The organism is Brenneria tiliae (assembly GCF_023347575.1).
GTDB lineage: Bacteria > Pseudomonadota > Gammaproteobacteria > Enterobacterales > Enterobacteriaceae > Brenneria > Brenneria corticis.
Genome location: NZ_JAKPCB010000101.1, coordinates 357,199 through 369,571 on the forward strand (window position 1 = coordinate 357,199; position 12,373 = coordinate 369,571).

Sequence of the window (12,373 nt, forward strand, 5' to 3'; positions counted from 1 at the left end):
GGATGTGTAAACATCTGGACGGCTAAATGAGGAATTAACGATGACCATCTTAAATCACACACTGGGTTTTCCGCGCGTTGGATTACGACGTGAACTGAAAAAAGCGCAGGAAAGCTATTGGGCAGGCAACGCAACCCGGGAAGAGTTGCTGGCCGTTGGACGCGATCTTCGGGCGCGTCACTGGCAGCAACAAAAGGATGCGGGCGTCGATCTGCTGCCGGTGGGTGATTTCGCCTGGTACGATCATGTCCTCACCACCAGCCTGCTGCTGGGGAACGTACCGGCCCGTCATCAGAATGCCGATGGCTCGGTCGATCTGGACACGCTGTTCCGCATCGGCCGCGGACGCGCGCCGACCGGCGAACCCGCCGCCGCCGCCGAGATGACCAAGTGGTTCAACACTAACTACCATTATATGGTGCCGGAATTTGTCAAAGGCCAGCAGTTCAAACTGACCTGGACGCAACTGCTGGAAGAAGTGGACGAAGCGCTGGCGCTGGGCCACAAGGTGAAGCCCGTGCTGCTGGGGCCGGTCACCTATCTGTGGCTGGGTAAGGTAAAAGGCGAGCAGTTCGATCGCCTGTCGCTGTTGCAGGATATTTTACCGGTCTATCGGCAGGTATTGGCCGAGCTGGCTAAACGCGGCATCGAATGGGTGCAGATCGATGAGCCGGCGCTGGTGCTGGAGCTGCCGCCGGAGTGGCTGGCGGCGTTCCAACCGGCGTACGATGCGCTGCAAGGGCCGGTGAAACTGTTGCTGACCACCTATTTCGACAGCATCGGCCAGAATCTGGATACGGTCAAAGCGCTGCCGGTACAGGGGCTGCACGTCGATCTGGTGCACGGCAAAGACGACGCTGCTGCGCTGAATGAACAATTGCCCGCCGACTGGCTGCTGTCGCTGGGGGTGATTAACGGGCGCAACGTCTGGCGCGCCGACCTGAGCGCCTGGTTTGAGCGCCTGCAACCGCTGGCGGGCAAACGGAATCTGTGGCTGGGAAGCTCCTGCTCTTTGCTGCACAGCCCGATCGATTTAAGCGTCGAAACGCGTCTGGACGATGAGGTGAAAAGCTGGTTTGCCTTCGCCATCCAGAAATGTGCGGAGCTGTCTCTGCTTTCCCAGGCGCTGAACGGCGGCGATGTGCAGGCGCTGGACGCGTACAGCGCGCCGATCCGCGCTCGCCGTACGTCCACCCGCGTAAACAATCCGGCGGTGGAGCGGCGTCTGGCGGCCATCACTGCGCAGGATAGTCTGCGTCAGAGCGCTTACCCGCTGCGCGCCGCGGCTCAGCGCGAACGCTTCAAGCTGCCGGCATGGCCGACCACCACCATCGGCTCTTTCCCGCAAACCACGGAAATTCGCGGCCTGCGTCTGGACTTCAAGCAAGGGCGTCTGGACGGAAACAACTACCGCACCGGCATCGCCGAGCATATCAAGCAGGCGGTGGTCGAGCAGGAACGTCTGGGACTGGACGTGCTGGTGCACGGCGAAGCCGAGCGTAACGATATGGTGGAGTATTTCGGCGAGCATCTGGACGGTTTCGTCTTTACCCAGAACGGCTGGGTGCAGAGCTATGGCTCCCGCTGCGTGAAGCCGCCGGTGATTATCGGCGACGTCAGCCGCCCGCAGGCCATTACCGTTGAGTGGGCGAAATACGCCCAGTCGCTGACCGACAAGCCGATGAAAGGCATGCTTACCGGCCCGGTGACCATTCTGTGCTGGTCGTTCCCGCGCGAAGACGTGACGCGTGAAACCATCGCCAAACAGATTGCGCTGGCGCTGCGCGACGAAGTGGCCGATCTGGAAAAAGCCGGTATCGGCATTATTCAGATCGATGAACCCGCCCTGCGTGAAGGTCTGCCGCTGCGCCGTTCCGACTGGGATGCCTATCTGGCCTGGGCGGTGGACGCTTTCCGCCTGAATGCCGCCGTGGCGCGAGACGATACGCAGATCCACACCCATATGTGTTACTGCGAATTCAACGACATTATGGATTCCATCGCCGCGCTGGACGCCGATGTGATCACCATCGAAACCTCGCGTTCCGATATGGAGCTGCTGGAGTCGTTTGAAGAGTTTGAGTATCCGAACGAAATCGGTCCGGGCGTGTATGATATCCACTCGCCGAATGTGCCGAGCGTGGAGTGGATCGAAGCGCTGCTGAAGAAAGCGGCGCAGCGTATCCCGGCGGAGCGTCTGTGGGTTAACCCGGACTGCGGTCTGAAAACCCGCGGCTGGCCGGAAACCCGCCAGGCGCTGGCCAATATGGTTGAGGCGGCCCGGCGTCTGCGCGACGCGCGCTAAGCCGGTAACATTAACGATCGGTTACAGGGAGGCGCTGCCTCCCTCAGACTATTGACAACGCTCGTTATTAGGGAGAGCGTGGCGAGGGGCCGTAGCGGCGTAAGCCGCCGGAGCGCCCCTCGGTACGGTAGGCCCGGGTATCGCCGACTTACAGGCGACTTTGTCAGCAACCTCCCTTTTTTACGCATAGAAACAGCGGGTTTTTTGTCTGCCGCCAGGAATAGCAACGGCTAAAGAATCTACAATAACGGAACCAAAACGGCGCAAAAGCGTTGTTGATAACGCTTAATAGTGATGTGAATCACAATTTTATGTATGTTGAGTTTCTGTTTCTTTTTTATGAGTGATTGTCATCACTAAAAAACGCCTGGTAATAGGCTAAAATTCTTCCTTATTTCCTCTGATGACTTAACTTATTGCCTGGGAGGGCGGTTATGTCCAAATCTGATGTGTTTCATCTCGGTCTGACAAAGCCTGATTTACAGGGCGCGACGCTGGCGATTGTGCCGGGCGACCCTGAGCGAGTGGAAAAAATAGCCCGCCTGCTGGATAACCCGGTCCCTCTGGCGTCGCACCGTGAATTTACCTCCTGGCGCGGCGAACTGGACGGCAAGCCGATTATCGTCTGTTCCACCGGCATTGGCGGCCCGTCAACGTCGATTGCGGTGGAGGAGCTGGCGCAGCTGGGCATCCGCACCTTCCTGCGGGTGGGGACGACCGGGGCGATCCAGCCGGGCATCAACGTGGGGGATGTGCTGGTGACGACCGCGGCGGTACGGCTCGACGGCGCCAGCCTGCATTTCGCGCCGCTGGAATTTCCGGCGGTGGCCGATTTTGACTGCACCACCGCCCTGGTCGAGGCGGCAAAGGCGTCCGGCGCGGCGCTGCACGTTGGCGTGACCGCATCATCCGATACGTTTTACCCCGGCCAGGAGCGTTATGATACCTTTTCAGGCCGCGTGGTGCGCCGTTTCCAGGGATCGATGGAAGAGTGGCAAAGCATGGGGGTGCTGAATTATGAAATGGAATCCGCCACCCTGCTGACGATGTGCGCCAGCCAGGGGCTGCGCGCCGGGATGATAGCCGGGGTGATTGTCAATCGCACCCAGCAGGAAATTCCCGATGTCGCCACCATGAAGCTGGCTGAAACCACGGTGGTCAAGGTTCTGCTGGACGCCACCCGTCGCCTGCTGGCTCGCGCATAAACGGTATTACCGCATATCGGGCCGGCGATAGGCAATGCCGGCCCGTTTCCCGGCCTGCCCGTTATGACCACCGCAAGGAGATGTATGACCGAACCCACGTTACTCCATCCTTCCCTGGTTCCGCTGGACGGCGGGATCAATTTCCGCGATCTGGGCGGCAATCGGACGGCGGACGGGCGGCTTATCCGCCGCGGCAAGCTATTTCGAGCCGGCTCGCTGGATTTATTGACGCCGGCGGACTGCGAACGCCTGGCCGGCGTGCCCGTCGCCGATGTTCTCGACTACCGCGATCCGGATGAAATCGCCCTCAAGCCCGATATCCTGTGGCCCGGCGCGAACTACCATCCGTTCCCCGCCAACCCGCTGCGGCACGAAGTCACGGCGAATCTGGATTCTTTGGGATCGGAGGTGCTGGAGTCCTTCGACTCGCGGGCCTTTATGCTGGAACTTTACCGCCGTTTGCCTTTCGATAATTCCGCTTATCGCCAACTGGCGTCGCTGCTGTTGCAGCCGGATAACGGCGCGCTGGTACAGCACTGCGCGGTGGGCAAAGACCGCACCGGTCTGGGATCGGCGCTGGTGATGCTGGCGCTGGGGGTTGATGAGCAAACGGTGATTGAAGATTATCTGCTGACCGAAACCACGCTGACGCCATTCCGGCAGCAGTTGATGACGCATCTGGCGCAGACCCTGAGCGAGAAAGCGCTGGGGCGGTTTTCCTATGTGCTGTCGGTTAAGGAAGAGTTTATCGTCACGGCGCTGCGGGCGATTAATGAACGCCACGGTTCGGTTGACGGCTGGATGGAGGCGGAGTACGGGCTGGATAACCGCGCCCGGCAGTTTCTGCAGGATAAATATCTGGCGTGATGCCGAACGCGCCGGGAAAGCGATGACAAAGGCCGGTCATATTAACCGGCCTTGGATCGTTGACAAACTAGCCTTATGACCGTCGTCCCCGCGGCTGTAGGCGGGGACCTTCTTCCGCTGGTAGCGCCGAGTTCAAGGGATTCCCGCCTGCGCGGGAATGACGGATTTGTAGGTTGAGACTTTGTCATCAATTGAAAGGCCGGTCATGGACCGGCCTTTGTCGTTTCCGCGTTTAGCTTTTATCGATCAGCCGGTATTGCGCATCCCCGCGGCGACCCCCGCGATGGTCACCATCAACGCCAGCTCTACCTCCGGGTCCGGCTCTTCCTGCTGACGCGAGCGGTGCAGCAGCTCGGCCTGAAGCACGTTCAACGGGTCGGTATACACGTTGCGCAACGCGATGGATTCGGCGATCCACGGCAGGTCTTCCATCAGGTGATCGTCGTTGGCGATGGTCAGCACCACATGGATATCTTGCGCCAGCTGCTCGCGCAGCTGTTTCCCCAACGGCCACAGCTTCTTGTCGACCAGACGCTGGTCGTAGTATTCGGCCAGCCACAGGTCGGCTTTGGAAAACACCATTTCCAGCATCCCGATGCGGGTGGAGAAAAACGGCCAGTCGCGGCACATGGCTTCCAACTGCGCCTGTTTGCCGTCGTTGACGACCTTCTGCAACGCGGCGCCCGCCCCCAGCCACGCGGGCAGCATCAGGCGGTTCTGCGTCCAGGCGAAAATCCACGGAATGGCGCGCAGGCTTTCCACCCCGCCGGTAGGACGGCGTTTCGCCGGGCGGGAGCCCAACGGTAATTTACCCAGCTCCAGCTCCGGCGTGGCGGAGCGGAAATAAGGGACGAAGTCCGGGTTTTCGCGTACGTAGCCGCGATACATCTCGCAGGAGACGCGGGACAGCTCGTCCATCACCTCGCTCCACTCCTGTTCGGGCTCCGGCGGCGGCAACAGGTTGGCTTCCAGAATCGCCCCGGTGTACAGCGCCAGGCTGCTGATGGTGACTTCCGGCAGGCCGTACTTAAAGCGGATCATCTCCCCCTGTTCGGTGACGCGCAGGCCGCCCTTCAGGCTGCCCGGCGGCTGAGACAGCAGGGCGGCGTGGGCCGGCGCGCCGCCGCGGCCGATGGAGCCGCCGCGACCGTGGAACAGCGTCAGCGCGATGCCGGCTTTCTCGCAGGTTTTAATCAGGGCGTCCTGCGCGCGGTACTGCGCCCACGACGCCGCCATCACGCCGGCGTCTTTCGCCGAGTCGGAATAGCCGATCATCACCATCTGTTTGCCCTGAATGACGCCGCGATACCAGTCGATGTTCAGCAACTGGGTCATTACGTCGTCGGCATTGTTCAGGTCTTCCAGCGTTTCAAACAGCGGGGCGACCGGTAAGGCGAACGGGCAGCCGGCTTCCTTGAGCAGCAAATGCACCGCCAGTACGTCGGAAGGCGTACGCGCCATGGAAATGACGTAGGCGGCGATCGAACCGGCGGGCGCTTTGGCAATGACTTTACAGGTATCGATCACCTCTTTGGTCTCTGCGCTGGGTTCCCACTGGCGCGGCAGCAGCGGACGTTTGGAGCTTAATTCGCGGATCAGGAAGGCCTGTTTGTCGGACTCGGACCAGCTTTCATAGTCGCCCAAACCCAGGTAACGGGTGATTTCCGCCAGCGCCTCGCTGTGATTGGTGCTTTCCTGACGAACGTCGATGCGCACCAGAGGTACGCCGAAGCAGCGCACGCGGCGCAGCGTGTCCAGCAATTGACCGTCGGCGATGATGCCCATGCCGCAGGCATGCAGCGACTGATAACAGGCGAACAGCGGATCCCACAATTGTTCATTGCTGACCAGCAGGTCTTTCGGCGGTAACAGCTCTCCGCCTTTGAGACGCGCATCCAGATAAGCCAGCGTGCTATTCAACTGGGCTCGCAATGATTTCATGATGGCGCGGTACGGCTCCTGTACTTCATCGCCGCCGGCCAGCTTGCGTAGTTCCGGCGTACAGGCGGACATCGACAGTTCCGATACCAGGGTCTGAATATCCTGCAGGAACAGGTCGGCCGCTTTCCAGCGGCTGAGTAATAATACCCGGCGGGTCACTTCGGCGGTCACGTTGGGGTTGCCGTCGCGGTCGCCCCCCATCCATGAGGTAAAGCGTACCGGCACGGCTTCTACGGGCAAACGGTAGCCGAAAGATTTTTCCAGCAGTTCATCCAGCTCGCGTAAAAAAGCGGGAACGCCTTCCCACAGGCTATTTTCCACCACCGCGAATCCCCATTTGGCTTCTTCCAGCGGGGTCGGCCGTATTTTGCGGATTTCGTCGGTATGCCAGGACTGGGCGATCAATTGACGCAGGCGGCGCATAATACGGTTGCGCTCATAGTCCGCCAGATCGTCGTGATCGAGCTGCTTCAGGCAGGTATTCACCTCGACCAGCTTGTGGATCAGCGTGCGACGGGTGATCTCGGTGGGGTGCGCGGTCAGCACCAGCTCGATGGACAGCGATTCGACCGCGTTGCGAATATCCCTTTCCGTCAGATCCTTATTTTCTTTTAAGCGCGCAAAGGCCTTGGAGAGCAGTTCCGGGTTGCTGGCCGCCTCGCCGTGCGGCGAGATGGTGTGGTATTGCTCGGCGGTATTGGTAAAGTTAAGGAATTGGCTAAATGCGCGGGCAACCGGCAATAGCTCATCGTTGGACAGATTTTGTAGTGTGTTCAGCAGTTCCTGACGGTGCTTTTCACTGCCTGCTCGGGAGGATTTTGATAATTTACGGATCCTTTCGACCTTATCAAGAATGTTCTCACCCAGCGCTTCCTTAATCGTATCGCCAAGCAGCTTGCCTAGCATGCTGACGTTACTGCGCATTGCCGAATATTGCTCGCTCATAGTTACCCTGACCCACCTCTGATTTTTTTGTAAGTTTGTTTCACCTGAAAGACGTACTGCGCTCCTTTCATCTAGCCATGATGCGGTTGATTCGTCAATTGACGATTCTTTGTGCGCGTTATTCTTTTATACCGCCCATATTTTTACCTGCTTTGATATGGACATGGCAATTTGTGAAATTTAATTACAGACGTGCTGACATTAGGGGCGCTTATCGGGAGAGGAAACGGGCCGCATGACGTAGCGGCGATCGCGGGCCGTGCAGACCGGCGATCGCCATATTACTTCAGCTTATTTCGCCGGGCGGCGAAATAACTAATGCATTTCCCGGTCGTCGATATAACGGCGTTGGTCCGCGGCGGGAGGGAAATACTGATAAAGCCAGGTTTCGCTCAGCGTCTCGCCCTGCGAACGTAAGAACAGCCGCATATCGACGGGATCGTTCTTCTCGCTGGTCGGATACCAGTCGAACAGAATACGGTAGCCGTCAAAAGGCTCGACGTAGAGGATTTCGATATTTTTGGCCTGACCGTCGGAGAGGGTAATCACCGGCTCTATCCCTCTGGGGGCCGCGGATTTCAGATCGCCGCCGACGAAATCCACCGCAAAACGCCGCGCCCACTGTGCGGGATAGTGTTCGCCCGGCGCCCACCCTTCCGGGAAGCCGCCCATTCCCGTGCGCGTGGCATGCACCCTGGCGAGAGGCGTGCGCTCCGGCGCGTCGGCGCTCCAGTACAGTTTATAGCGGTAGTTGTATTCGCTGCCGGCTTTTATCGGGGTTTCGGGGTGCCAAAAACAGACGATATTATCCAGCGTCTCTCCGGTGGTCGGAATTTCCATCAGCGTGACGGCGCCTTTGCCCCACCGGCCGACGGGCTCCACCCACAGGCTCGGCCGCTTGTGGTACCAGCCGATGACATCCTGGTAATTATCGAAATCGCGATCGGTTTGCAGCAGCCCGAATCCCTTGGGGTTATTGTCCTGATAGGTATTGAAGCGGAGTTTTTGAGGATTGTTCAACGGCCGGCAAATCCATTCTCCCTCTCCCGTCCACATGGCCAGCCGGTCGGAGTCGTGAATCTGGGGATGGATGGTGTCGCACATGCGGCGCTCGTGGTTGCCGCAGCTGAACATGCTGGTCATGGGCGCGATGCCCAATTGCTGGATATCCTTACGGGCATGCAGCTGTTTTTCGATATCCATCACCACGCGCTCCGCCTCGCAGTCGATGACGAAACGGTAGGCGCCCGTGGCGCTGGGGCCGTCCAAAAGCGCATAGACGGTGAAGGAGGTGGCTCCCGCTGCCGGCTGTTCGAACCAGAAGGCGACGAAGTCGGGGAACTCCTCGGGCTGGGAGGTATAGGTGTTGACGGCGATCCCGCGCGCCGACAGGCCGTACTGATAGGTGGAGTCCACGGCGCGGAAATAGCTGGCGCCGAGGAAAGAGACGATGTCCCTCTGGGTCAGTTCCGGCGCTTTAAATACCCTGAAGCCGGCGAAACCGAGATCGTCTTTACCTTCGAGCTGCGAGACGTCGACGCCGGCGCCGGTATAGTCGAACAATTCCGGGCGGAAATGAATTTCACGCGCCGTGTTGTTGGCGGAATCGATGGAGAACATACGTACAGGGCGGGTAAATCCCATGCCGACGTGAAAATATTGTACGTCCAACTGGCGATTTTCCAGCGAGTTCCAGAGCGAATGCCCGGCGTCATAGCGGATATCGTTGTAGGCCTGCGGCGTCAGCTTGGCCAGCGTGGGAGGAAGCGCCGCCGACTGGCCGTTATAGGGCTGCCTGGCGCGATCCGCCGCCATTTTCTTGAGCAGGGAAAAACTGAAAGGCGTCGCATTGCCGTCCGCGATTTGCTCTCCCGCGGCCAGGGCCGCGCGGGGAAAAACCGTGGCCAGCGCCGGAATGCCGCAGCCGGCGGCCAGCGCCATGGAGGCTTTGAGAAATAATCTTCGATTCATAGCAGCATTACTTTCCTTAAGTTGCAGAAACCCCTTTGCGATGGCGAAACTTGCTGGAATAACCAACCGGCAGCAGTGTAACAAGGGCGCTAAGCATGGGCGATGCCGATATGTGCGAATGAAAAACATATTCATCTATTGCTATAAAAACAGCAAAAACTCTTATTATCCTGAACTTTTTTTACCTTTCTTCACAATAGAGCCTGCTATTGAGGCGCGAAGGCCCCGGAAAACGGCCTACAGCTTGGCGCTTTGGCGAACGACCAGCGCATAGGTGAGGGTGAAAGAGAGCGTCAGCGCGATGATGACGCCGGAGACGGCAAAAATAAAATACGGACCGATGTAGGCCGGCAGGCTGAAAATGCTTGATAAGATGTAACCGAATAGCCGCACTCCGAAGAAAGCGATAAACGCGGAGGCGATCGAGCTTGCAGCGGTCGCGGCAATAAAGGCCTTTTTATATTTGGTCAGCACGCCGAATAAAGCGGGTTCCGTAATACCGAGCAGGGCTGACACCGCGGCGGATAACACCACCGATTTGTCCTGGCGGTTTTTGGCGTGAAAATAAATGGAGAATGTTGCGCCGGCAATGGCCATATTCGCCATAAACATCATCGGCATCAGCATATCGAAGCCCCGATCGGTGAAGTTCTGCAGCGCAATGGGGGTCATGGCGTGGTGCATGCCCGTAAGAATCGCCACCGGCCGGATGGCTCCGACCACAAATCCGGCAAAAATGGATGAAATATCAAACAGGTTCTGGATAAACAGCGCCAGTAATTTGCCGAGGTAAATTCCCAGCGGTCCGATCAGCGTCAGCGATACCAGCGCGGTAATGAACAGCGTCAGGGTTGGCGTAAATACCGTTTTCAGCACTGACGGCATAATGGCGTCGACCCAACGATGGATGTAACTCAGCGCCAGTACGGAGAAAATAACCGGAATGACGCTGGCCGAATAGTTAAAAACGGAAACCGGGATAACGCCAAGGAAAAAGAAGGCGCTTACCGCGTCCGGGCTGTGGCCGGCCAGCGCTTTGGCCGCTTCCATCAGTGACGGATACATCAGGCAGGCGGCGATGGCCGCCGCCAGATATTCATTGGTTTTGAATATCTTGGCCGCGGATACCGCCAGAAAGAACGGTAAAAAATAGAATACGCCGCTGGCGATCAGGTCGATAACGATCACCGTATCGGTTTTGGCCGAGATGACATTCAGCGCGATTAATCCGGCCAGCAGCCCTTTGATCATCCCGGCACCGGCGATGGCCGGCACGATAGGACCGAATACGCCGGAGACGGTATCCATAAACAGGGATATCAGGCCTTTTTTATTCTTTTGCGTCTCGGCGTCGGTTGTCGATGGCGATAGCGATAGCATCGCCACTAAAGCCTGGTAATAAGTTTCCACCTGAGGGCCAATAATAATTTGAAACTGGTCGCTTTGATTTTGCGCGCCTAATATTCCCGGCAACGCCTTAATTTCTTCCGCGTTAACTTTATTATCATCAATCAGATCAAAACGAAGGCGAGTCATACAGTGCCAGACTTTATTGATATTTTTATTTCCGCCGACCAGGTTAATGATCGACTGAATTACTTCATTTTTCCCCATAAATAAATCCCTCGCTTGGCCTTCATGTATTTTAGACCGAATTATTTACTGGGATAGTAGGTTTCTCCTTAAGTAAAAACAAACCAATAAATCATGATCTACATCACAACATTAGTTTAAAACTGGGTTGTTTTTTATAAAATCTATAATTGGTATGGTTTTTTTGGTAATTAAATCATTTTTTCAAACCAAAATAATTCTTTTGCATTAAGTCGTTTACAAGGCGAAAAAAAGGCAGTAGAAAGCAAAAAAGAAACGGTTTTTGATATTGCCTTTCCGCCTGTTTTTTCTATTCAGGCCGGAAATGCTGGAGGATACTTTTGTGTTGCCGACAATAATTACCAATATTGAATGTTTGGTCACCCGGCCCGACCGACATAATCTGGTTACCGTTATCGTCAGTACGGATAAAGGCATAACGGGTTATGGCTGTGCGACCTTCCAGCAGCGTCCGCTGGCGGTAAAAGCCATGGTGGATGAATATCTCAAGCCGTTACTGGTCGGGCGGGACGCCAATAATATCGAAGATCTGTGGCATATGATGATGGTTAACGCCTACTGGCGAAACGGCCCCGTCATCAATAATGCGGTGGCCGGCGTGGACATGGCGCTCTGGGATATCAAGGGCAAGCTGGCCGATATGCCGCTCTATCAGCTATTCGGCGGTAAATCCCGCGATGCCGTCGTCGCATACAGTCATGCGGCGAGCGATACGCTGGCCGGGTTGTTTCTGGACGTGGATCGCCTTTATGCCCGCGGCTACCGTCATATTCGCTGCCAGTTGGGTTTTTATGGCGGCAACGCCGCCTTACAGCATGGTACGCGGCAGCCGACGGACGGCGCTTATTACGATCAGGATCAATACATCACCGACACCCTCGCCATGTTTCATGCGCTGAGAGAAAAATATGAAGACCGCTTTCATATTCTGCATGACGTGCATGAGCGGCTTTTCCCCCATCAGGCGGTGCGATTTGCGAAAGAAGTTGAAGCCTATCATCCTTATTTTATTGAGGATATTTTGCCGCCCGATCAGAACGCCTGGCTGGCGCAGATTCGCAGCCAGAGCGCGGTGCCGCTGGCGACCGGGGAGTTGTTCAATAATCCGGCCGAATGGCAGGATCTGGTGATCAACCGGCGAATTGATTTCATTCGTTGCCACGTCTCGCAGATCGGCGGCATCACGCCGGCATTAAAACTGGGGGCGTTTTGCCAGAATTTCGGCGTGCGGCTGGCGTGGCACTGTCCGCCGGACATGACGCCGATCGGCGCCGCCGTGAATGTTCATCTGAATATTCATCTGCATAACGCCGCGATCCAGGAGTTTGTCGATTATCCCGCCAATACCCTCAGGGTTTTCCCTGAGGCCGTCGAGCCGGAGAATGGCTATTTATATCCTATTGAAAAACCAGGAATCGGCGTAGGCATCAATCTGGAAGAGGCCCGTCGGTTTCCGGTCGTCTATCGCCCGCATGAGTGGACGCAGAGCCGGTTGCCGGACGGCGCCATTCACACGCCGTAGGCG

Annotated in this window: 7 protein-coding genes; 4 read left to right on the forward strand and 3 right to left on the reverse strand. The window is 57.2% G+C overall.

Going from position 1 to position 12,373, the window contains the following annotated elements:
• The first annotated feature begins 40 nt into the window (after positions 1 to 40).
• From metE to MFP24_RS18555, 3 genes are all read left to right on the forward strand, one after another.
• Positions 41 to 2,305 (forward strand): 5-methyltetrahydropteroyltriglutamate--homocysteine S-methyltransferase, encoded by a 2,265-nt coding sequence (gene metE / locus MFP24_RS18545; RefSeq protein WP_249231755.1) that lies wholly within the window; start codon positions 41 to 43, stop codon positions 2,303 to 2,305.
• Between the two features lie 434 nt (positions 2,306 to 2,739).
• Positions 2,740 to 3,510 (forward strand): uridine phosphorylase, encoded by a 771-nt coding sequence (gene udp / locus MFP24_RS18550; protein WP_249231756.1) that lies wholly within the window; start codon positions 2,740 to 2,742, stop codon positions 3,508 to 3,510.
• An 84-nt stretch (positions 3,511 to 3,594) separates the two neighbouring features.
• A complete protein-coding gene (locus MFP24_RS18555; protein ID WP_136164784.1) occupies positions 3,595 to 4,377 on the forward strand; it encodes a tyrosine-protein phosphatase in 783 nt (260 codons plus the stop codon).
• 246 nt (positions 4,378 to 4,623) lie between these two features.
• Here the strand turns inward: MFP24_RS18555 and ppc are convergent, their stop codons facing one another.
• The 3 genes from ppc to MFP24_RS18570 all read right to left on the reverse strand — a co-directional run bounded on the left by ppc (position 4,624) and on the right by MFP24_RS18570 (position 10,848).
• Positions 4,624 to 7,263: a phosphoenolpyruvate carboxylase gene (gene ppc / locus MFP24_RS18560; RefSeq protein WP_249231757.1), complete on the reverse strand. Its 2,640-nt coding sequence runs from the start codon at positions 7,261 to 7,263 to the stop codon at positions 4,624 to 4,626.
• 315 nt (positions 7,264 to 7,578) lie between these two features.
• Complete coding sequence (locus MFP24_RS18565) at positions 7,579 to 9,234, reverse strand: glucan biosynthesis protein D (protein ID WP_249231758.1); 1,656 nt, start codon at positions 9,232 to 9,234, stop codon at positions 7,579 to 7,581.
• A 237-nt stretch (positions 9,235 to 9,471) separates the two neighbouring features.
• Complete coding sequence (locus tag MFP24_RS18570) at positions 9,472 to 10,848, reverse strand: PTS transporter subunit EIIC (RefSeq protein ID WP_249231759.1); 1,377 nt, start codon at positions 10,846 to 10,848, stop codon at positions 9,472 to 9,474.
• 322 nt (positions 10,849 to 11,170) lie between these two features.
• Here MFP24_RS18570 and MFP24_RS18575 point away from each other — a divergent pair, with 322 nt between their 5' ends.
• Entirely contained in the window at positions 11,171 to 12,370 is a 1,200-nt protein-coding gene (locus MFP24_RS18575) for an enolase C-terminal domain-like protein (protein ID WP_249231760.1), read from the forward strand.
• Positions 12,371 to 12,373: the final 3 nt, after the last annotated feature.

Excerpts from the sequence above, each read along its gene's own strand:
- metE (WP_249231755.1), top strand. The coding sequence starts at position 41 with ATGACCATCTTAAATCACACACTGGGTTTTCCGCGCGTTGGATTACGA.
- udp (WP_249231756.1), top strand. The coding sequence starts at position 2,740 with ATGTCCAAATCTGATGTGTTTCATCTCGGTCTGACAAAGCCTGATTTA.
- MFP24_RS18555 (WP_136164784.1), top strand. The coding sequence starts at position 3,595 with ATGACCGAACCCACGTTACTCCATCCTTCCCTGGTTCCGCTGGACGGC.
- ppc (WP_249231757.1), bottom strand. The coding sequence starts at position 7,263 with ATGAGCGAGCAATATTCGGCAATGCGCAGTAACGTCAGCATGCTAGGC.
- MFP24_RS18565 (WP_249231758.1), bottom strand. The coding sequence starts at position 9,234 with ATGAATCGAAGATTATTTCTCAAAGCCTCCATGGCGCTGGCCGCCGGC.
- MFP24_RS18570 (WP_249231759.1), bottom strand. The coding sequence starts at position 10,848 with ATGGGGAAAAATGAAGTAATTCAGTCGATCATTAACCTGGTCGGCGGA.